The following is a 22,055-nucleotide window of genomic DNA, read 5'->3' on the forward strand; positions in this document are numbered from 1 at the left end:
ACCGGGATTAAGGGTGCCGATGGGGATAGGATGTGCATTACCCCGAAGGGGTTTTCTGTTAATAGCCGACGGAATTCAGTCGATATCATTAAGCTCCGGAGGAGCGTACTGCTTATTAACGATTCCCGTCATCAATCCATTCAAACAGGTATTTCGTCTCAAACGGCACTTCAAATTTTTCCAGCAGGGTAAGGTATTCCTCCCGAAACGTGTGCTTCCGGTGATGTTCTTCCTGATTTAAAATATAGCGGACAACCGCACCAACCTGAGAATGAGAATAAGTAAAAGCCCCATACCCTTCCTGCCAGTAAAATGGAATTCGTGTCCAGCGTTTTTCTTTTATAAAAGCGGAAGTCGCCGTTTTTATATCCTTAACCAAACTGGCAATGGTTAAGGTGGGAGAAAATCCAACCAATAAATGGACATGGTCAGGCATGCAATGGATTGCCAGTAACTTAGCGCCCCTATTGTGTACAATCCCCGTTGCATAGCGATGCAATTCTTCTTTGTGCTCCCGTGGAATAAGACTGTGACGGCCTTTAACGGCAAATACAATCTGTACGTAAAGCTGCGTGTACGTATCCGCCATAACCAGAATGCGTTTAATGACTTCTATTAGACATTTTTTTAAAACTGAAGTCACTTGGTCAAATCGGCATACGCAATTATAACTCTTGATTAGCACAAGAAAATGACTGCGTCTGTCCCGTCGTAAACTGAAAACCGTAAACCGTAAACCGAATACCGTAAATTGTAAATCTTTACTTTTACGCAAACTCCTTAACTCCTTCCTCCGTGCGTAAATTTTTCATCGGTTTCCTGCTTTTTCTGGTTGCAGTCGTGCTGCTGGGTGCGGGCTACGGCTACTACAACAGCCGCGACCGGCATCCCGGTTATACACTCGACCTGAACATTCCGGCTCCTGCCCAGCCCCAGCCACTCAAAGTCGGTTTTTCGGCACTCAAAATCACCCCCTACCTCCCCGACCGCTGGACGGATAAAAACAAGGACGCGGCTTATAAACCGGACGATGGCGACACCTTTACCGACGGCAACAACAACGGCGAATTCGATGCCTACTGGATGGCGGGATTCAGCCAGAAACGCGCGGCCAACGGCGTTCACGACGATTTGTGGGCGCGGGCGATGGTGATCGACGATGGGAAAACCCGGCTGGCCATCGTGGCCGTCGACCTGCTCGGCTTCACGCACAAAAACGTCATCAATGTCCGGAAATCCATTCCCGCCAGCGCGGGCGTTACCTATTCCATCGTGTGCAGCACCCACACCCACGAAGCGCCGGATTTTCTGGGGATGTGGGGCGGCAGTATTTTGAAAAGTGGCGTAAACAAAGCCTATGAACTATTTGTTGAGCAGCAGGTGACGCGGGCCATCGTTCAGGCCGTCGAAAAGCTGCGACCGGCGCGGCTGCGTTTTGCGCAGGATTTGACCGGTGCGGATTCGCTGCTGATGGATACCCGAAAACCGCTGGTGAAAGACGCCGGTTTGTATAGTATGCAGGTGCTGGATGCGGTGAAAGACAGCACCCTGGGAACGCTCGTCGTCTGGGGAAATCACCCTGAAACCTTGTGGAGCAAAAACACCCTGCTGACTTCCGATTTCCCGCATTATGTTCGGGCGTATCTGGAAAAAGGAATCTCGCAGGGCGATTCAGTGGTGCAAAAAGGATTGGGCGGCACGGTGGTGTATGCGTCCGGCTGCGTAGGCGGACTGATGACCACTTCACCCAAAGTGACCATTCAGGACCCGCTGACGGGCGAGCGGTTTAAAGAGCCGACATTTGAAAAAGCCGATGCGCAGGGAAAACACCTGGCGATGCTGATTTACAAGTCGTTGCAGCAGGATACAACGACAACCCGACCGGCCGACATCCGGTTGAAAGCGCACACGATCGAAATCCCGCTCGACAACAAACTGTTCCGGCTGGCGGTTGGATTGGGCGTTCTGGATGCCGGTTTTAGCAGTTGGGGGAACTTCCGGAGCGAAATTGCGGCTTTCCGTTTAGGCGAAGCGTCTTTTTTGTGTGTTCCGGGGGAAATCTATCCCGAAATCGTCAACGGTGGAGTTGAAAACCCGGTGGGGGCAGACTTTGGTATCAAACCGATCGAAACTCCTCCGCTAAGAAGTTTAATGCCTGGGAAATACAAGTTTGTGATCGGACTGGCGAATGATGAACTGGGCTACATTATTCCAAGAAGTGAATGGGATACAGAAGCTCCGCATATCTATAACCAGGAGAATAAACCATATGGTGAAGTCAACTCTACCGGACCCGAAACCGCTCCCAAACTATACCGGGCCATGGCTGAATTATTGCGTGATCTATAGCAAAAAAAGGAGTTGAGTGCTATATTTTTCCGTGGATATTATTTTCAAACCTAAACGGTTCAACTCCTGTAACATTAATTGGTATGCGGATTTTACTTGTTGAAGATGAACAGGAAGTAGCTTCATTTATTAAAAGCGGGTTGGAAGACTACGGTTTCGAAGCCGACGTAGCCGGCGATGCTTTACAAGCTCAGGTGATGCTGGCCAATACCGACTATCCCACGATTATTCTGGATGTAAACCTTCCGGTGATCAACGGTTTCGAGTTGTGTAAACTCATCCGCAGCCGCTACGAAGACGTCTCGATTCTGATGCTGACCGCCCTGGGAAGTACAGAAAGCAAACTGAGCGGTTTCGACGCCGGGGCCGACGATTACCTGATCAAACCGTTCGAATTTCGGGAGCTGGTGGCCCGCTTGCGGGCTTTAAATCGTCGGCGCTCGACCCATCCTTCCGAGGCCACGGTGCTGAAAATTGCGGATCTGGAACTGAACCAGCAGAGTAAAACCGTCAAACGCGGCACCCAGAAAATCATTCTGACCGCCCGCGAACTGGCACTGCTGGAGTTCTTTATGAAAAACCAGAACAAAGCCCTTTCCCGCAATGAGATTACCGAAAAAGTGTGGGATGTCAACTTCGATACCGGCACCAATGTGGTCGATGTGTATGTGAATTACTTACGAAAAAAAATCGATAAGGATTTCTCCCCCAAATTGATCCATACCATCACCGGTATTGGCTACATCATGCAGGAATCTGAAGAATGACAGATGAAAATAAGAGCGCGTATCTCGGTTACTTTCCTGATTATTGTCGCCACCAATCTGGTGCTTTTTTCGCTGGCGATCTATTTTATTTCCGAATATTTCCGGCAACGCGATTTCTATTACCGGCTGACCGATAAAGCCCGCATTACCGCTCGTTTACTGATCGAAGAAGACGAAGTCGATCCGGCTATTCTTCGTTTAATTGAACGCAACAACCTGACGTCTTTGCCCGAAGAACACATCGTTATTTACGACCAGCAGAATAAACAGATTTACGCCAGTGCCGACACCGCACACGGTATTGCGAGCCAACGCGACCTGCTTGATCGCGTACGGAAACAGAAGCAACTTTACATGCGTCGCAAAACCCGGGAGATCGTCGGGTTGGCCTACACCTACCAGCAGCAGGAATACGTGATCATTGCCACCGCCTACGACGAATCCGGACTGACGGAAATCGCTCACTTGCGGAATATCCTCGGTTTCGGACTGGTTTTCAGCCTTTCGCTGGTGGGTATTTCGGGCTGGATGTTTGCGGGTCGTTTTCTGCAACCGATTTCCAATGTGATCCGGCAGGTGGACCGCATCAGGGCGTCAAACCTGAATATGCGGGTGGATGCCAGCGATAACAGCGACGAGATTGCGCAACTGGCCAAAACCTTCAACTCGATGCTCGACCGGGTGCAGGAAGCGTTTGAGGTCCAGCGGAATTTTGTGGCCAATGCCTCTCACGAACTCCGGACGCCCCTCACGATCATTACCGGCCAGATCGAGGTGACACTCATCAAGAAACGCACCGTTGAAGAACACGAGGCCAAATGGGTCGCCGTTCTCGACGTGATCAAACGGTTGAACGTGCTGTCGAATAATTTGTTGGAACTGACGCAGGTGAGCCTCGACGATGCGCCCATCAAATTCCACGAGGTGGCCCTGGACGAAGCCATCTATCAGGCTACCAAGATGTTAACCACCCGCCGACCGGATTATCAGGTTATTTTCTCCTTCGAAAGCGAAACCATTCAGTCTTCGCTTACGGTTCAGGGGAGCCTGGCGTTGCTGATTTCAGCTTTCGTAAACCTGATGGAGAACGGGTGTAAATTTTCGGCCAATAACCGGGTTGAAGTAATCCTGGGGGCGGATGAGCAGTGGGCCACCATCCAGTTCAAAGACGAGGGGATCGGCATTGATCCGGCCGACATCAAGCACATTTACGAACCCTTCTTCCGGGCCGAAAACGCCAAACGAATCCTCGGCTATGGCATCGGCCTGCCGCTGACCTATCGCATCATTCAGCTTCACCGTGGCCAGATCTCGGTTGCGTCCAAAATCAACGAAGGCACAACCTTTACGTTGAAGCTACCCAAAACGTTCTAATCGTTTCCTAATTGACTTCTAATCGACTTCTCATCGACTTCTAATTACCTCTTAATTACCTGCTTTCCATACGGTTGTAGATTTGTATCATCACAAGGAAGGGTATTTACTACGATAAAAAGAATTATAAGTCCAGTTCGGTTCGACCCATTGCCCGTCAATGGGTTGGCGCATTTAAAGACCTGGGATTGAGCTTGTATCGATAGAAACCGTCCGACTGAATCACACAAACTACCTGGAACTATGATAGTCGACACGAACAATACCGAAAAGAAATCGAGTAAACTCGTTAACTGGGGAACGGTTTGGGGACTGATTTTTGCCACCATCGCCCTCGATTTATACATCAACTACCGCGAAAATAGCCAGGATAAGGAAATTTATCGCACGAAATACGAAGTCAAGGCATCGGAAGCGGACTCGCTGCGGGCCGTAAAAGTTGAGTTGGAAAAGCGGTTACTGGAGCTTAACCAGCGCGAAACCACCGCAATCGAGGTCAGTTCTGCCAACTGACCGGATCGGTTTAACCGCGTTGCGATTATCCTATTGTGACTTCATCCAACCATTCATCATCATGAAAACAACACAAAAAAACTTTCAAATCGTTGATTTGAGCAACGTAGAAGGGGATATCAAAGGAGGTGTTGTTTCATTTCTGGTAGCCGTCCCGCTTTGTCTGGGAATTGCCCTGGCTTCCGGAGCCCCTCTCTTTTCAGGAATCATTGCCGGGATTGTCGGCGGCCTGGTGGTCGGTCTGTTCAGTCGTTCAGCGCTGAGTATTTCGGGGCCTGAGGCAGGTCTGATTGTCGTTGTACTGGCCGCTATCGAGTCGCTGGGTTCGTTTCCGGCTTTTCTGCTGGCAACCTTCCTGGCCGGTGTTCTCCAGATTGGGCTGGGGTACATGCGGGCCGGGATTGTCAGCAACTTTTTCCCTTCATCGGTTATTAAGGGCATGTTAGCCGGTATTGGCGTCATCCTGATTATCAAGCAAATACCGCATCTCGTTGGCTACGATACGGATTCGGCCGAAGAGATTTCACTTTTTCAGCCCGATGGATTTAACATCGTTAGCCAATTTCAGGCCGCCATTGGCCAGCTCAACGGTGTCGCTTTTTTGATTGCCGTCGTGTCGCTGGCGATTCTGCTGCTGTGGGAACGCCCTTTTTTCAAAGAAAACAAGATTCTGAAAAATGTCCCGGCGGCCCTGGTGGTGGTGGTATCGGGCATTGCCATCAACGGACTGATCGGAATTTTTCAGAGCGACTGGGCCTTGCAAGGCAACCACTTGGTGCAATTACCGGTGCCCGATAGCCCGGCGGCTTTCGTCGATCTGTTTACGATGCCCGATTTTGAACAATGGACCAATCCGCAGGTCTACACAGCGGCCATTTCCATTGCCCTGGTAGCCAGCCTGGAAGCCCTGCTGTCGATTGAAGCAACGGATGAACTGGACCCACTGAAACGCAAAACGTCTACCAACGCCGAGCTGAAGGCGCAGGGAATCGGCAACATGGTGAGTGGATTGATTGGAGGCATTCCGCTGACGTCTGTCATTGTCCGGAGTTCAGTTAGCATCAATGCCGGTGCCCGGACGAAGCTCGCAGCCCTGGTACACGGAACGCTGCTGCTGGTGTGTGTGATTGCCCTGCCGACGGTCCTTAACCAGATTCCATGGGCGGCACTCGCGTCGATTTTGCTGATTACTGGTTATAAACTGACCCGCGTCCGGATTTTCAAGCAGCTTTTTGAGGAAGGTATTGCCAAGTTTTTGCCTTTCGTAGTCACCGTCGTTTCGATTTTGATGACGGACTTACTGACCGGCATTGGCATCGGTATGCTGGTCGCCCTGTTTTTCATTCTGCGGGAAAATTACCTCAACGCCCATAAAATGGAAACCTTTCAGGACAACGGGCAGGAACACATCCGCATTAGTCTCGGCGATTATGTTTCGTTCCTGAGCAAGGCCAGCATGGTGAAAGTGCTGATGAACGTGCCCGAAAACGCCATTGTAGAGATCGACAGCAGCAATTCGTCGTACATCGACAGCGATGTAATGAACACGATTCAGAATTTTAAAGAAACCGCCCACAAGCGCAACATCCGGCTGATTTTCCTGCGCGAACCGGCTGATTATAAACCCGTCCCGGAATCGGTGATTGCCATGCGCAACCGGCACCTGCGGGAAATCGAAGAAATGAACTAGCACCGGTTTTCCGGGCTTTCACCCCAATAATTAGCGTAGTCCTATCTTTGTGTGATAGAAGACCGATGACCCTGATCGCCCTTGCAGTCAGGGTCATTTTTTGGTTGGCAACCAGCAGCCGAGCGAGACGGTAAAGCCGTAGGTGTTTTCTTTTGGTTTGGACGATGCCAGCGTCGAGGGATACTGGCTCAACCCGTATTGAAACCGGGCGTCTAAAAAGGTGGTGAGTCGCCCGATCCCCATCTCAATTCCACCACCACCCCAGACAGCCGCTTCGAGCCGACGCCTGAAAAGAACCTGATCTCGAAAAATCTCGGAGCCCTCACCCGTAATCGTTAGCCTGCCGCCCAATGCATATCCCAAACTGGGGCCAAAAAATCCGTAATAGGCCCAGCGATTCGTCACCTTCCGCCGATAGGAAATCAAGACAGGAAGCTCGGCAACTTCATAATGTAAAAGGAGTTTCCCGGTTCCCGCAGGCACACCGATTTCATCGGTATAATCTACACTTGACCGCCAGCCCTTCTGAATGACCGATGGTTCTGCCCGAATTGACCAGCGATTTTTCAGAACCATCTCAACAGGAATCGCAACAGCAAAGCCCCTCGCCAAGGAACGGTCGGCGAAAGAATTCCGGGTGTGAACCGTCGACCAATGAGAGCCCGCACGCACACCAACCTGCACCTGAGCGTGCAGTTGCAGCGAAAGAATCACGAGGATGAAAGTAAAAAAGAAGAGCTTTTTCATCGAAATTAGGCTTTGTTTGTCTGATAAACGATGAATTTGGTTTTGTTCATATAACCGTCAATAAATATCCGTCGGACGGTTTAACATTTGCCAGATCTTCGGGTTTATGCAATACATTTAACCGTACCCATGAATTTAGCCGAACTGGTTCACGACCCCGTCAAGGCCGCCAAAGCGGTCAAATTAGTATACGTCAACGATTCGACACCCGGCATTTACCGCCATCGGTCGGGCGATCAGTTTGTCTACAAAGACCCGAAAGATCACCTCATTGACGACGATGACACCCTGTGCCGCATCAAGAAAATGGCCTTGCCACCAGCCTGGGAAAACGTCTGGATCTGCGCTAAACCCAACGGACACCTGCAGGCCACCGGCATCGACACCAAAGGCCGGAAGCAATACCGCTACCATACCAACTGGAACGCCATCCGCAGCGAAACCAAATTTTTTCGGATGATTGCCTTCGGGCAACAACTCCCCGACCTTCGCGCCCGCATCGAGCAGGATTTGAAAAGCCGGGAGCTGACCAAAGAAAAGGTCATTGCGATTGCCCTCAGTGTGATGGAACAGACGCTGATCCGGATTGGTAACGCGTCGTACGAGAAAGAATACGGCCATTACGGTTTGACGACCTTGAAAGACAAACACGTCAACGTAGCCACCTCCCAACTCCAGTTTCGTTTCAAGGGCAAAAAAGGCATTTACCACGACATTACCGTTCGCGACCGGCGGCTGGCCCGACTCGTGAAAGCCTGCCGCGATATTCCCGGCAAGGAGTTGTTTCAGTATTACGACGAAACCGGCGAACACCGCAGCATCGACTCCGGCATGGTGAACGGTTATTTGCAGGAAGTGACGGGGGAAGAATTCTCAGCCAAGGATTTCCGTACCTGGGCCGGCACCGTCAACGCATTGCGCCTGCTGGCCGAACTGGAACCGTGTTCGACGGAAAAGGAAGCGAAGAAAAACATCAATACGATTCTGGAACAGGTGGCGCATCGGCTGGGCAACACCCGGACCGTTAGCCGGAAATACTACGTGCATCCGCAGATTCTGGAAGCCTATGAATGCCGGGATTTAAACCCGTATCTGAAGCGCAAAAACCAGTATCGCCAAACGTCACCCTATGGGCTTGATCCGATTGAGAAGTTATTGCTGACGTTTTTGAAAGATAAAGTGAAGCGGTAAAATGATACCAAAATCATACCGGTCAGGTTTTGAAAACCTGACCGGTATGATTTTGGTATCATTTTACCGCTTCACCCCTCCGCCCGCACCCACCGGTGATGGTCGCAGCGCTGGCAGATTGAAACCGGCCCTTTGCCGTATTCAACCACCTGGCCGCATTGGCAACAGGCATAAATCCCGGCTTCGGAAATCGTATCGAGGGATTCTTTTAATTTATGGGGAAGAATCGGTAAACCCGGCTTTACATCGTCGTCTTTAAACTGAAAAATGCTGACTTCGCCGTTGTGTTCCAGAATTGCCGTCCGAACCTGTCCGAGATGCTCGATGCCCGCCATTCGCAATTCAGCAAATAGCTCATCCAGACCCAGGTCTTCATCGTCGAAATTTTGCACCAGAATGCAACCGTTTTCGATGACGTAAACCGGTTTTCCTTCCAGAAATTCGCGGACGGGTTTGCTCTTGTCACTCAGCCGGGTGAAGAATTTGTAACTGCCCATCATCACCACGAACACCACCGCAGCCGCCAGCAGTGGCACATCGTGGTAGAACATGGGATCACCTGCGGCCGATCCCAGGCCGATAACCAGCACCAGTTCGAAAACCGAGAGTTGTTTCACCTCCCGCTTGCCCGATATTTTGAGGGCCGTCAGCAAAATTAAAAACATGACGAACGTCCGCAAGGCCACCTCACCGAGGTAACTTAAAGGGAAATCGTGCAGCAACATCCGTTGCCAGTCAAAAGCCTGAATCGGCTCTTCGTTGTTCATCTACTGTGCTTTCGATCGTTCAGGGGCTGTGTCTTTGCGAATTTTCAGGTGCCGGTTTGCCGCCCACTCTTCGGCTTTGGAGGTGGCAATCGGAATCGCCCGTTCCTCCTTCATTCCTTCTTTCAACAACGCATTGGCAATTGAAATCGCCTTGTTCCGCACTGGCGCCATAAAATTCTTCAACGACACCGGATATTCCTGCTTTGTCCAGGGCATGGTTAGTTAAGAGTTATGAGTTAAGAATGAAGAGTTGGCTGACGCAAGCTAAAAAACTCTTCATTCTTAACTCATAACTCTTAACTCATTTGGTTTGTTGCAGAATCTGGCTGCTGAGCCGCAGGAGTTCGATTTCGGCAAGTTTGGTGTTGTATTCGGCGTTGATCAGGCGGGTTTCGGCGGCAACGGCGTTGCGCTGCACATCCCGGAATTCGACCGCTGTCGAGTTGCCTACCCGGTAGCGTTCAAAGGCAATCTCGACGTTTTCATTGGCGATTTTGAAGCTTTCCAGTTCCAGATTGACCAGAATCAGGCTGTTGCGGTATTGGGAGTACGTCTGTTCGAGAGCCTGCTGCAGTTGCAAACGCTGGTCGGACTCCTGGTACTCGGTGATGAGCGCATTCGTCTGGGCGTTGGCCAGCAACCGACGCTGGTTAAATCCGGTAAAAATCGGAATACTGGCCTGAATACCATACTGAAGGGCATCATTGCGGGCGCTCCGAACCCCGAAACCGCCTTGGTTATCGATGGCCGTAAAATTATATCCTCCCACCAGATTGACGACCGGCAACCGCTGCGACCGTGCCAGCCGTACGTTCAGGTCGGCAACCCGCCGGTTCAGGGACGCGGCAATCAACAGCGGGTTGTTGTTGGTCAACGACTCCCGAAGCTGGTCGAGCGAAATATCCGTCCGCACAATGATCGTATCCCGAACGGCAAATTCCGTGGCGGGGTCCCGAACGATGAGCGTATTCAACAATACCTTGGCATTCCGCACATTCTGCTGCTGCGTTACCAATGCGGAGCTATCGGCGTTGTAATCGACCTGAGCACTCAGAAAATCGACCCGCGAGCGCGTGCCAACTTCGTAATTGGCGCGGGCCAGTTCCAGGCGGTCACGGGAAATATCCAGCGCCTGCCGGAGTGAAACCAGTTGCTGCAATTGCCGGATTACATCGTAATAGCCCGTGGCCACATCGGCCACCGTGGCTTCAATGTTGGCGCGGGTGTTGACTTCACTGATCTTCACGACTTCGCCCAGGCGGTCGTAGGTAATGAAATTGCCAAAACCGTTAAAGATCGTCCAGTTTACCCCAACCCCAACCTGCGTATTCCGGTTGGTGATCCCGTAGAGATTCTGAGGGGGACGTAAGCCGTCGAGAAATTCCTGGCGTAAATTTTGTAAGTTGCTGTTATTGGTTAGGTTACCCGTTACATTGGGAAAAAAGCTGGCTTTGGCCGTCTTGAAATCGGTGCGGGCAATCTGTTCCTGCGACCGGAAGATGCGAACCTGGTAACTTTTTTCAAGAGCCGCCGAAATCGCTTCCTGCAAGGTAAGTGTTTCGCCCTCCTGCGTAATAACGGAAGTGCGCCGGGTGCGCGGAGCGAGCGGTTGAACGGGTTGAGACCAGGAAGTAAAGAACGAAAAGAAAAGGAGCAAGCTTAGAAAGAAGCGCATTCTGGTATTATTTTTAAGTATCTGACCTTCAAAATTAAAAGATATTCTGTCATTCTTTGTATACCGGAATTAGATTTGGAGGTATTTCTTCTCAACCGAACATTTCCGAAAGAATCTTCCACCAAAAGCGTAAATTTCCGGCATGAACCATCGCTACCTGCTCTTCGGTCTTTCTATGGCCCTTTTAACGGCTTGTTCGTCCAAAAAAAAGGCCGATTTACTGGTTCATCATGCGGTAATCTACACCGCCGATTCCCTCTTTACCAACGCGCAGGCTTTTGCCGTCAAAGACGGAAAATTCGTCGCCGTCGGCTCTTCGGAAAGCGTGCTGAACGACTACCAGGCGGATAGCGTCGTCGATTTGAACGGCCAGCCGGTGTACCCCGGTTTTTATGATCCCCACGCCCATTTCCTGGGGTTGGGGCAGATGCTGGATCAGGCCGATTTGGTGGGTACGAACTCCTTCGACGAGGTGGTCCAACGGCTTAAAACCTTTTCCGAAAAACACCCCGACAACCTCTGGATCATTGGCCGGGGCTGGGATCAGAACGACTGGCCCGACAAGCAGTTCCCGACCAAAGAGAAACTGGATGCGGCTTTTCCCAACCTCCCGGTTTGCATTACCCGCATCGATGGCCATGCCGTTTTGCTCAACTCCAAAGCGCTTCGGCTGGCCGGTATTGCCAAAGGATCGAAGGTACCCGGTGGGGAAGTAGTGCTCACGAATAACGAACCAACGGGGGTACTGATCGACAACGCGATGGGACTCGTTCGGCGTGTCATCCCGCAGCCCGATGTCAAAGACAAGGAACGTATGTTACTGGCCGCTCAGAACGTGTGTCTGTCGCTGGGCTTAACGACCGTTTCCGACGCTGGCCTGAACCGCAACGACATCGAACTGGTGGAGCAGTTGCAGAAAGAGAACAAGCTAAAAATTCGTGATTATGTAATGATTAGCCTTGGCGAACCGAACCTGGACTATTACCTCAAACGGGGGCCGTTCCAGACCGACCGGCTGACGGTTCGCTCCTTCAAACTCTATGCCGACGGGGCGTTGGGGTCGCGGGGCGCCTGTCTGCGAAAACCGTATCACGACCGCCCCGAAACCGCCGGTTTTCTATTGCTGAATCCCGCCGAACTGGAACGGGTTTTGACTTTGCTGGAAGCGAGTGATTTTCAGGCCAATACGCACTGCATCGGAGACTCGGCCAATCACCTGATTCTGGATTTATACGGCAAGCTGCTGAAAAGCACGAACGCCCGCCGGTGGCGGATCGAACACGCGCAGGTGGTTTCGCCGGACGATGTCTGGAAATTCAACCGGTATTCGGTTATTCCGTCGGTGCAACCCACCCACGCAACGTCCGACATGTACTGGGCCGCCGACCGTCTGGGGCCGATCCGGGTGAAGGGCGCCTATGCCTTCAAAGACTTGATGAAACAAAACGGTATCATTGCTTTTGGAAGCGATTTTCCGGTCGAAGCACCGAATCCGCTCTACGGTTTTCATGCCGCCGTGGCCCGGGTCGATACCAAAGGCTTTCCGGCTGGGGGCTACCAGATGGAAAATGCCGTAGACCGCATATCAGCCCTGAAAGCGATGACGAGCTGGGCTGCTTACGCCAATTTTGAAGACCACCTGCGCGGCAGCATCGAACCCGGCAAGCAAGCCGATTTTGTGGTGCTGCAACAGGATATTATGAAGATCCCGGCCCCGCAACTCCGAGGGGTGAAGGTGTTGCAAACCTGGATCGGTGGTGAACGACTGTTTTGATATCTATAAGTTGACTATTGAACGGCGAATATTGAACACTGAATAACGAAATACCTCTTCTCATTCTACCGTTCAGTATTCGCTGTTCAATAGTCGTTATTCTTACCACTACTATTCCTATGCAACCTTCTGCTCACGTTCACGAGCCCGCTGCCAACCCGTTGCGCCGGACGGTTTACCGGGTACTGGAAACGTCCACCGGAAAAAAACGGGGTTTGAGTCTGGTATTCAACCTGACTCTGATCGTCGTCATTACGCTCAATGCCGTTGCCATCATTTTGAACACCGTGCCGTCGCTCAAGCTCCGCTACGACCATTTATTTGTTGATTTTGAGATATTTTCCGTTATTTTTTTTACGATTGAATACTTCGTTCGGGTCTGGATCTGCGTCGAGAATGAGAAGTATCGGCATCCGGTTTTCGGACGAATTCGGTACATGCTGTCCACCACCGCCATTGTTCACCTATTGGCGATTTTGCCGTTTTACGTAACGCTTTTTCACACCGATCTGGCCCTGATCCGGATACTGCGGATTTTCCGGATTTTCCGGCTGTTCCGCATCACGCGCTATTCCAAGGCATTTCAGGTCATTCAGAGCGTGGTGGAAGACAAAAAAGAAGAACTGGTGTTGAGCGTCTCCTTCCTGATGTTTATGCTCGTCATCATTTCGAGTGTCATGTACTACCTCGAACACCCTACCCAGCCCGATCAGTTTTCGAGCATTCCGGCCACCTTGTGGTGGGGCATCAACGCGATGGCCACCGTAGGCTACGGCGATATTCACCCCATGACGCCCCTGGGAAAAGTACTGGCCGGGGTTACGGCGGTCATGGGAATTGGCCTCTTCGCTCTCCCTACCGGTATTCTGGCCTCGGGTTTTGCCGAACACGTCCGCTCCCAAAAAACCGGTCAAAAGCGGCACTGCCCGCACTGTGGGAAGGAACTTTGAAATGTAAACGGGGCCACGCGCGCGGCCCCGTTTACATTTATCCTTCTTTTTTTACTTCGCTTTATACTTCGCAATCGCTTCCTGAATGCGTTGGATGCGGTTATCGGGATCGGGGTGGCTGCTCATGAATTCGGAAGGGCGGTTGGGGCCACCGGCGGCTTTCAGCACTTCCATCACATCGATCATCGCTTCGGGATTGTATCCGCTTTCGACCATCCACCGAACGCCGAGCTGGTCGGATTCGATTTCGTCATCACGGCCGTATTTCAGACCAATCAGGTTGGCAACGTAAGCCGCAATGGCTGAATTGCGGCCCGGCGAGTTGGGGTCTTCCGTGGCAATGGCGGCTGCTCCGGCCAATCCCTGGGTAAGCTGTTGCTTGGCGATTTGCTCGGCCGAATGGCGACCTACCACGTGCGTAATTTCGTGACCCAACACCCCCGCCAGTTGATCCTCATTTTTCAATTTATCGAGCAAAGCCGCCGTAATGAAAATCTGCCCGCCCGGCACGGCAAAAGCATTAACCGTCTTGTTGTCGGCCAGAACGTGAAAATCAAATTGATAGGGGCTGTTTTTCACATCGGTGGAGTTGACGATTTTCTGGCCAACGCGCTTCACCGACTGCTGCACTTTTTCGTCCGGGTAGAGGCCACCAAATTGCTGGGCCATTTGGGGCGCACTTTCCAACCCCAACTGAACTTCCTGTTCGGGTGTGAGGCTGATGTGTTGCTTCTCACCCGTCACCGGATTTTCCTGCGTGTTACTGAAGTAGGTAAAAACGGCAATGAGGGCCGCTATCAAACCAAAAATTAATCGACCGGCTCGCGAGCGCATGATGTGAGGGAGTGAAAGGTTTTTACTTTAGTCGTATACTAAACCAAAAAGTAACAAAAAGTTCTCAGGCAATTTTCAGGAGATTCGTCAAAACCCGGTCTGAAGCCGCCATGATCGTTTTTTTGCTGCCCTTCTTTTCACTTCTCCAGCAACTTTCGCTCTATTGTCAATATGAAATTACGGTGATACCACCTGGTTGTCGTTCCGGGAACAGGATGCAAAGATCAGGTGGTCTGCAAAGGGCGGACAAGACACGGTTTACTATTTCGAGATTTCAACCCGCCAATCCGGCCCGCTGCTGATCCTGTATTTTCGGGCGAAATCTCCCCTATTCACCGCTACTGAAAAATTGAGCAGGCTATTGAAATAGGCCACATTCCCGCCTTCTTTCGACTCACCGAACGTATTCACAAACAACGCAGTACCCTTAAAAACGCTCTTATTTTTATTAAAGATTCGAATGCGTAGGTTTTCACCGGTTTTAGCGCCCAGTTGTTCAAAAAGCGGCTTGGGAATGTTGGTCCAAACGTTGCCATACTGCACGTCCAGCACCGGAACCGTTCCTTTCAGAACGCCATTTTCAAAAGCCGGTTGCTGGTACGGTATTTTCCAAACCTCGGCGGGCAGCTTTTTGCCAACCTGCGCCAACGAAATGACCTTAGCCGCCAGCCGTGCTCCCGTATAGGCATACACGTCGCGGCCGTGAAAAGTATAGGACTCCGTCGAATTGCGCAGGCGGTTGACGGCTTCATCAATTTCGCGCACTTCCTGAATGCCCAGCTTTTCGGCAATGAGCGTGAGTGTTCCGTTGTCAGGCGTTACAAAATAATGTCCGGATTGGGTGAGCAGCACCACCGATTTCCGTTCCGTTCCCACGCCGGGGTCGCAAACCGAAACGAAAACCGTGCCTTCGGGATAATAGGGGGCCGTTTGCAACAACCGGTAAGCCGCTTCCCAGATGTTATAGGCTGGAATATCGTGGGTCAGATCAAAAATCTTCAATGTGGGCGACACGCCCACCGCCACACCTTTCATCGCCGAAACCGCCCCATCTTTCAACCCAAAATCCGACTGAAAAACCAGCACACCATTCTGGGCGAAAAGCGCAGTCGCCATCAGCCAGCCGTGGATCAACAACAAGGCGGTTTTTCGGTTCATGGTTTTTTAGTTAATAGTTAAGAGTTAAAAATTAAGAGTTATGCTGCTAAGTTAAAATACGTTAGCCAACTGAACCGCACGGGCGGCCAACTCTTAACTCTTAACTCTTAACTTTTAACTATTTCCCTGCTCCCTTCAACTGCTGAACCAGCCAGGTGGTCATCAGTTCCGTTTGTTCGGGATAGGTCCAGTGGCCGGTGTCTTCGTATAATTTCAACTGTTTTGGAGCCGAAATTACGTTGTAAGAGGCATACATGGAAGTCGGCGGGCAGGTTTCGTCGTTGAATCCCCAGGAATAATAACCGGGTACTTTAATCAGCCGGGCAAAATTGACGACGTCGTAATACCCAACGGTTTTGATTTTAGCGGGTGTGTTGTTGAAAGCCAGTGCCTTCCCGTAAAACAGATGCGGCCACCCGCCAGCCCGACCTTTCAGATACCCCGTCACATCCGACAAAGCCGGATAATAGGCTCCCAGCCACTTCACACGGCTGTCCAGTCCGGCGGTGGTGATGGACAACGCGCCCCCCTGACTACCGCCCGTTACGGCCAGATTACTGCCGTCGTACTGCGGCAAACTCACCAGAAAGTCGTTGGCCCGCACGCAGCCCAGATACACCCGTTTGTAGTAATACCGGTCGCGGTCGTCGAGGTTAAAATTCTGGTAACCACCCAGTCCACCGGCACTCAGATTGAGATAAACCGCCGGGTCCAGGTTCACCGGAATGCCGTGAATCCCGATTTCCAGCGTAATAATGCCCTTTTCCGCATCGGCGATATTGCCGTTGTATGGCCGAATCCCCGCCCCCGGAACCCGCAGTAGGGCCGGATATTTCCCTTCCTGTTTCGGAACACACAGAATGCCATACAGCCGGGAGTTGGCGTAGTTCTGAATATTGACCTGATACACGTTCACTTTTTCGGTGCAGCGTTCGGGCAGCAGTGTCATGCGGGCATCGAGCGGAATCCGGCTGAGTTCGGCTTTGGCACTGTCCCAGAACATCTTGAAATCGGCGGGATTTTCGACGGTCGGCATTACCTGCAGCGGGTTGAAACCGGCCGTAGCCAGGTTGCGGTAGGTCTTGCCATTGATTTCGGCGGTGGCGATGCAACGCAGAAAACCGGGTGTTTTCATCGTGCCGCCATCGACGGTCGTCGTGCCGTTGGCCAGCGTCACGGTTTCCTGTTTGGTAGGTTCCATTTTTTCCGGCCCGATTTCATACCGGATTTTGGCCCCTTTAACGGGATTGCCGTATTGTAAAACAGAAATGGTAAATTTAACGGACTCACCGGGGCGGTATAACCAATCGGTATGATCGGGGGCCACGACAATTTTGATGGGACGTTCGGCGGGTTGGGCCAGGGCACAAACCGTTACAAGCAGGTACAGATGGACCAGCAGGAAGCATTTTTTCATAAGGCTCAGGTGTTGAAATTTTATTCAGCAGTTTTTGTTGGTAAGCAAAAAAGGGCGGTTCTCTACCTGTCCAGGTAAATTTTATTCATCCTCTAACCATTGCATTCATGAAAGACATCACGACCCGCTACACCAATGGCGAAATAACCGTCGTCTGGAAACCGGCCCTCTGTACGCACTCCCGACGCTGTTTTACGGGCTTACCGGACGTTTTCAATCCGAGAAAAAGACCGTGGGTGACCGTCGCCGGAGCGACAACGGAACGCATTGTGGAACAAATCCATCAGTGTCCGTCCGGGGCATTGTCGTATTTCCGGAACGATGCGGTAACGACAGAGTAATGCTGATAACCTCTGAAAAAGTAGCTACAAAATGATTCATCCCTCCGGGATTGGTGACATGGGTTTTCCATCTTTTTCGGCGGGTTGAAACCCACCTACAAGATGTCATCCCTACGGGATTATCAAATTACAAATCCCTTAGGTATGAATTATTTTGTAGCCCCCGGTTAAACCGGGGGTAGAGATGAAAAAGGTGGGTCTAAAATCCCGTAGGGATGGCCGATTGAAGGAACGGGTATTACAATTTCCCCGTCGAACCATCCGGTTTGACGTAGATGAAATCACCGTTGATCGGCGCACCGAAATAATTGATTTTCAGCGCATCCAATCGTTTTTTATGAACATCCAGCCGCTGCTTGAAGCTGTCGATATTCCTGCGTTCTTTGGGCGTCCAGCCAATTTCGGCCATCGCAATTCCGCGGGGAAACATCATGTATTCGAGGTGTTCCGGGGTTTTGATGTATTCCGTCCAGAGGTTGGCCTGCACGCCAATGATGTGCTTCTGCTGCTCCGCCGACAAACTGTCGGGCATGGGTTCGTAGGAATACGTTTTTTCCAGCGGCAGCATTCCGCCAATGGAGACGGGTTGTGACACCGTTTTGGGGTCGGCCTGGTAATAATCCAGGTAGAAAAACGTGGTGGGCGTCATGATCGCGTCGTGCCCCTGCCGGGCGGCCGCAATACCGCCATCGACACCCCGCCAGCTCATCACTGTCGCATTAGGCGACAAACCGCCTTCCAGAATTTCGTCCCAGCCTATCATTTTGCGGCCTTTCGATGTAATGAATTTATCGATGCGTCCGATGAAGTAGCTTTGCAGTTCGTGTTCATCTTTCAGCCCCAGTTTTTTGATCAGATCCTGGCAAAACCGGCTTTCGATCCACTGTTTTTTCGGACATTCATCCCCGCCGATGTGGATATACTGACTCGGAAACAAGGCGATCACTTCGGTCAAAACATCCTCCAGAAACTGAAAGGTTTCTTCCCGGGGGAACAGCACATCATCGTGGACACCCCAGCGACCCGTTACCGGCACAATTTTGTCGGGATTGCTCCCCAATTGCGGATAAGCCGCCAGCACCGCCATCGAGTGGCCCGGCATTTCGATCTCCGGGATTACCGTAATAAACCGTTCCTGCGCGTATTTGATGACGTCCCGGATTTCGTCCTGCGTGTAAAAACCGCCGTAAGGTGTTTTGTCAAATTTGTTGTTCCGGTAATGCCCCAGCATGGTTTCTTTCCGGACCGAGCCGATTTCGGTCAGTTTGGGGTATTTTTTGATCTCAATCCGCCATCCCTGGTCTTCGGTCAGATGCCAGTGGAACGTATTAAGTTTATGAAGGGCAATTTCATCAATGAATTTCTTCACCGCCGGAACCGGGTAAAAATGACGGCCCACATCCAGCATCACGCCCCGATAGCCAAACCGCGGCTGGTCTTCGATGCGACAGCACGGCACCGACCAATCGACGCCCGAAGCCACCGTGGTGCCAAACACCTCGGCAGGCATCAATTGCAGCAGGGACTGCATCCCGTAGAAAAAACCGTTGGGTTGCTGAGCGGTCAGCGTAATGCGTTTGGGCGATACGGTCAGGAAATATCCTTCGTTGCCCAGTTTGGGATTCTGTTCGGTAACAAAAACGATAGTCCCGCCCTGGCCGGTTTTGATCTTCGGCGTCCGACCGGTGGTTTTGGCAAGCTGAGCGGCCAACATCCCGGCCACCCGGCGCACCTCCGCGTTGTCGGTACCGATGCTAATGACGACTTCTTTCGGGAGTTTGAAATTCCCTTTCTGCTCATCGAGCCGAACGGGTTGAGGAACCAGGGCATACCGGCTCGTCTGCGCTTCGGACACCTGAATTGTCAGACAAAATATTACTACACAGAAAAACAGTTTTTTCATTCAATACGCGGATTTATCAAGGAATTTCTTCGTGCTCCAGTAAGCTTTGCACAACGTAGGCCTGCGTGCCGTAGAGTTTCGCCATTTCGCCCAATCGGGACACCGTGATTACTAACTTGTTGCGAAAATCCGCCAGACAATACTTGTCGATGGCCTGTTCGATGGGACGGGTAATGAGTCGTTCAGCTTTGGCTACGACCCCGTTGACAATGATGAGTTCGGGGTTGAATAAATGGACAGCAATGGAAAGTCCTTTACCCAGTTCACCGCCCACTTCATTGAGCAGATCGATGGCCAGTTCGTCGCCCGCTTTGGCTTTGTCGATCACCAGTTCAACGTCGATGTCTTCAAAGTTTTCTTCGGCCAGTTTCGAAACGCGTCCTTCCCGCAAACCGGCTTTCACCCGGCGCACCAGCGAGGAGGCCGAGGTCAGGGTGTCCAGGCAACCTACTTTGCCGCACGAGCACAGCTCGCCATCGGCCTGGAGTTGGATATGCCCTAATTCGCCCGCAAAACCGGCCAAACCCTGTAAAATTTCGCCGTTATTGATGACGCCCAGACCCACACCCCAGTCGATGTTAATCGATAAAACGTGGTTTTTTCCTTTCGCGAGTCCAAACCGGTGTTCGCCCAGGATGGTTGCCTTGGTATCGTTGATGAGGTACACCGGCGAGTCGAAACAATGGGCCAGCAATTGCTGCAACGACTGTTCCGGTCGGTTCAGTTTTTTGTAGGTGTAATTGATCCCGGTTCGGGGGTCGACCAGGCCGGGCAGGGCGCAACCAACGCCGATGATGTTCAGGTTATGTTCCCGAATCCGGTGCGAGATTTCCTCCAGCGGCCCTTTCAGCGATTCCAGAAAAGCCACGGAATCCTCTAAACGCAGGTTGACATCCAGGCGGTCGAGAACGCGGTTGGTCAGATCGAACACCACCAGTTTGACGTCGTGGACACTGATATCGACTACTACAATCGCCTGATTTCCGGGCCGTAGTCCAAACAGAGCCGGTTTTCGACCGTATTGAGCCGCACCGGTACCGATTTCCTGAACCCAGTGTTCAGTTGCCAGTTCGTCGATTAGCATCGTAACGGAAGGAACGCTGGCATGTAACGCCTTGGCCAACTGAGCCAGCGTCCGGGACCCCAGCCGGTACATTTCTTTCAGGATACCGCGCTTTAACCGACTCTTTTTCTTATCAACAATGGATACCGTATAGTTTGCCTCCATAAATACAATACGCTATTAAAAACTCTACGAGATGAAAAGCGATGAAATATAAGAATGATATTTTTAAAATAATTTATTAATAGAACGATTTTATTAAATTATTTACAAAACAGCAATAATTTGCTTTAAACAATCCTAGAATTCCATCAAATCAGGCTCGATTTATACAAAAGCGAAAGCAAACGCAGAATTTACTTATAGGTTAGTGCATCAGGCCTAAACTACTTTCCAGCCGTCTTGAGCACCGTTTTCCGTTCATCCATCCAGGTTCGGATAATCTGGGTGAGCGGTTTGGTTTCGATTAGAAAACCGTCATGACCATACAGAGAGTCGATTTCTTCGTAGCGGGCATCCGGAATATGGCGGGCCAGAATTTTTTGTTCGATGGGTGGAAAGAGAATGTCGGATTTGATGCCGACGGCCAAGGTTCGCGAAACGACCTGCTCGAGTGCCAGGCTGATGCTGCCCCGGTTTCGGCCGACGTTGTGCGAATCCATGATTTTCGACAAAATCCAGTAGGTGTATGCATTGAAGCGATTGGCTAATTTTTCCCCCTGGTATTGCTGATAAGTAGAAGCTTTGTAGTGGTCGAGTTGCTCGTTGTTGTCGAGCGCCTGCGTGAAACCGTAGGTGTCATAATTGCGGTACGACAACATGGCCACGGCCCGGGCGGCTTTCAGGCCCGTTCGACCGGCTTCGTCGTGGCTTTCGCGCCAGGTGGGGTCGGTGCTGATGGCCATCCGTTGGGCTTCGTTGAAGGCAATGCCCCAGGGCGACATCACGGCGTTGGAAGCAATCAGAATCAGGTTTTGAATCACTTCGGGCTGTTGAATGGCCCATTCCAGCGCCTGCTGACCGCCAAGCGACCCGCCAATGCAGGTTTGAATCTGTTCAATACCCAGCTCCTGCCGGAGCAGGTCCAGTGCTTTGACAATGTCGTGGATCGTAATCAGCGGAAAATTGTGGTAAAACGGTTTCCCGGTTTGCGGATTGACCGACAGCGGCCCGGTGGAGCCGTAGCAGGAGCCCAGTACATTGGCACAAACGATGAACTGATGCGCCGGATCGTAGAATTTACCCGGCCCGATCATGCCCTCCCACCACTCGCCGGGATCGGCACTCCCCGTGAGGGCATGGCAAATCCAGACGACATTTGAACGGTCACTATTCAGCGTTCCACGCGTCGTATACGCCAGCCGGAAGCCCGGCAGAGCCGCACCCGACTCTAAAGCGAAGGTGTATTTGTAGTCAAAAAACCGGGTTTCCAATCGGAAAAAGAATTATCAGTTTACAGAATACGGTTTTCGGTATACGGTTTATGGTTTACGGTGGCTAACGCCTTAGGCTGTATGCGTCAGCACCGAAAACCGTATACCG

General features: G+C 51.5%; 20 protein-coding genes. 9 read left to right on the forward strand and 11 right to left on the reverse strand.

The features are described from left to right. Positions 1–115 precede the first annotated feature (115 nt). Positions 116–589: an IS200/IS605 family transposase gene (gene tnpA / locus ACS5NO_RS28835; RefSeq protein WP_439418350.1), complete on the reverse strand. Its 474-nt coding sequence runs from the start codon at positions 587–589 to the stop codon at positions 116–118. Positions 590–795: 206 nt separating this feature from the next. Between tnpA and ACS5NO_RS28840 the strand changes: the two genes are divergently transcribed. From ACS5NO_RS28840 to ACS5NO_RS28860, 5 genes are all read left to right on the forward strand, one after another. Continuing rightward, positions 796–2,349, forward strand: a complete 1,554-nt coding sequence (locus tag ACS5NO_RS28840) for a neutral/alkaline non-lysosomal ceramidase N-terminal domain-containing protein (RefSeq protein WP_439418351.1) — start codon at positions 796–798, stop codon at positions 2,347–2,349. 83 nt (positions 2,350–2,432) lie between these two features. Beyond that, positions 2,433–3,116: a response regulator gene (locus tag ACS5NO_RS28845; protein ID WP_439418352.1), complete on the forward strand. Its 684-nt coding sequence runs from the start codon at positions 2,433–2,435 to the stop codon at positions 3,114–3,116. 3 nt (positions 3,117–3,119) lie between these two features. Continuing rightward, positions 3,120–4,490 (forward strand): sensor histidine kinase, encoded by a 1,371-nt coding sequence (locus ACS5NO_RS28850; RefSeq protein ID WP_138989806.1) that lies wholly within the window; start codon positions 3,120–3,122, stop codon positions 4,488–4,490. A gap of 243 nt (positions 4,491–4,733) precedes the next feature. Then, a complete protein-coding gene (locus ACS5NO_RS28855) occupies positions 4,734–5,003 on the forward strand; it encodes a hypothetical protein (RefSeq protein ID WP_114404158.1) in 270 nt (89 codons plus the stop codon). Between the two features lie 61 nt (positions 5,004–5,064). Next, positions 5,065–6,693 carry a SulP family inorganic anion transporter gene (locus tag ACS5NO_RS28860; RefSeq protein WP_439418353.1) on the forward strand — a complete coding sequence of 543 codons (1,629 nt, stop codon included), beginning with the start codon at positions 5,065–5,067 and terminating at the stop codon, positions 6,691–6,693. A 93-nt stretch (positions 6,694–6,786) separates the two neighbouring features. Here ACS5NO_RS28860 and ACS5NO_RS28865 read toward each other — a convergent pair whose 3' ends face one another. Continuing rightward, complete coding sequence (locus ACS5NO_RS28865) at positions 6,787–7,440, reverse strand: outer membrane beta-barrel protein (protein ID WP_439418354.1); 654 nt, start codon at positions 7,438–7,440, stop codon at positions 6,787–6,789. Positions 7,441–7,569: 129 nt separating this feature from the next. Between ACS5NO_RS28865 and ACS5NO_RS28870 the strand changes: the two genes are divergently transcribed. After that, positions 7,570–8,631, forward strand: coding sequence for a DNA topoisomerase IB (locus tag ACS5NO_RS28870; RefSeq protein WP_439418355.1), 1,062 nt, complete (start codon positions 7,570–7,572; stop codon positions 8,629–8,631). Between the two features lie 71 nt (positions 8,632–8,702). Here the strand turns inward: ACS5NO_RS28870 and ACS5NO_RS28875 are convergent, their stop codons facing one another. From ACS5NO_RS28875 to ACS5NO_RS28885, 3 genes are all read right to left on the reverse strand, one after another. Further along, positions 8,703–9,398: a DUF421 domain-containing protein gene (locus ACS5NO_RS28875; RefSeq protein ID WP_439418356.1), complete on the reverse strand. Its 696-nt coding sequence runs from the start codon at positions 9,396–9,398 to the stop codon at positions 8,703–8,705. After that, positions 9,399–9,614 (reverse strand): DUF2188 domain-containing protein, encoded by a 216-nt coding sequence (locus ACS5NO_RS28880; protein WP_439418357.1) that lies wholly within the window; start codon positions 9,612–9,614, stop codon positions 9,399–9,401. It abuts the gene before it with no gap. Between the two features lie 85 nt (positions 9,615–9,699). Beyond that, positions 9,700–11,073 (reverse strand): TolC family protein, encoded by a 1,374-nt coding sequence (locus ACS5NO_RS28885; RefSeq protein ID WP_138989813.1) that lies wholly within the window; start codon positions 11,071–11,073, stop codon positions 9,700–9,702. Positions 11,074–11,215: 142 nt separating this feature from the next. Between ACS5NO_RS28885 and ACS5NO_RS28890 the strand changes: the two genes are divergently transcribed. Continuing rightward, positions 11,216–12,847: an amidohydrolase gene (locus ACS5NO_RS28890; protein ID WP_439418358.1), complete on the forward strand. Its 1,632-nt coding sequence runs from the start codon at positions 11,216–11,218 to the stop codon at positions 12,845–12,847. Between the two features lie 119 nt (positions 12,848–12,966). After that, on the forward strand, positions 12,967–13,797 hold the full coding sequence (locus tag ACS5NO_RS28895; RefSeq protein ID WP_439418359.1) for an ion transporter: 831 nt from the start codon (positions 12,967–12,969) through the stop codon (positions 13,795–13,797). Positions 13,798–13,848: 51 nt separating this feature from the next. On the opposite strand, the gene ACS5NO_RS28900 is transcribed toward ACS5NO_RS28895, so the two are convergent. The 3 genes from ACS5NO_RS28900 to ACS5NO_RS28910 all read right to left on the reverse strand — a co-directional run bounded on the left by ACS5NO_RS28900 (position 13,849) and on the right by ACS5NO_RS28910 (position 17,206). Further along, a complete protein-coding gene (locus ACS5NO_RS28900) occupies positions 13,849–14,631 on the reverse strand; it encodes a M48 family metalloprotease (RefSeq protein ID WP_439418360.1) in 783 nt (260 codons plus the stop codon). Between the two features lie 261 nt (positions 14,632–14,892). Beyond that, complete coding sequence (locus tag ACS5NO_RS28905; protein ID WP_439418361.1) at positions 14,893–15,789, reverse strand: SAM hydrolase/SAM-dependent halogenase family protein; 897 nt, start codon at positions 15,787–15,789, stop codon at positions 14,893–14,895. A gap of 118 nt (positions 15,790–15,907) precedes the next feature. Next, positions 15,908–17,206 carry an acetylxylan esterase gene (locus ACS5NO_RS28910; protein ID WP_439418362.1) on the reverse strand — a complete coding sequence of 433 codons (1,299 nt, stop codon included), beginning with the start codon at positions 17,204–17,206 and terminating at the stop codon, positions 15,908–15,910. A gap of 107 nt (positions 17,207–17,313) precedes the next feature. On the opposite strand from ACS5NO_RS28910, the gene ACS5NO_RS28915 reads away from it, so the two are divergent. Beyond that, a complete protein-coding gene (locus ACS5NO_RS28915; protein WP_439418363.1) occupies positions 17,314–17,547 on the forward strand; it encodes a (4Fe-4S)-binding protein in 234 nt (77 codons plus the stop codon). Between the two features lie 238 nt (positions 17,548–17,785). Here ACS5NO_RS28915 and ACS5NO_RS28920 read toward each other — a convergent pair whose 3' ends face one another. From ACS5NO_RS28920 to ACS5NO_RS28930, 3 genes are all read right to left on the reverse strand, one after another. Next, a complete protein-coding gene (locus ACS5NO_RS28920; protein WP_439418364.1) occupies positions 17,786–19,450 on the reverse strand; it encodes a beta-N-acetylhexosaminidase in 1,665 nt (554 codons plus the stop codon). A 16-nt stretch (positions 19,451–19,466) separates the two neighbouring features. Further along, positions 19,467–20,678 carry an ROK family protein gene (locus tag ACS5NO_RS28925; RefSeq protein ID WP_150876245.1) on the reverse strand — a complete coding sequence of 404 codons (1,212 nt, stop codon included), beginning with the start codon at positions 20,676–20,678 and terminating at the stop codon, positions 19,467–19,469. 221 nt (positions 20,679–20,899) lie between these two features. After that, positions 20,900–21,946: a homoserine O-acetyltransferase family protein gene (locus ACS5NO_RS28930; protein ID WP_439418365.1), complete on the reverse strand. Its 1,047-nt coding sequence runs from the start codon at positions 21,944–21,946 to the stop codon at positions 20,900–20,902. Between the last annotated feature and the right edge of the window lie 109 nt (positions 21,947–22,055).

It is taken from the genome of Larkinella fluvii, from assembly GCF_051857545.1.
Lineage (GTDB): Bacteria > Bacteroidota > Bacteroidia > Cytophagales > Spirosomataceae > Larkinella.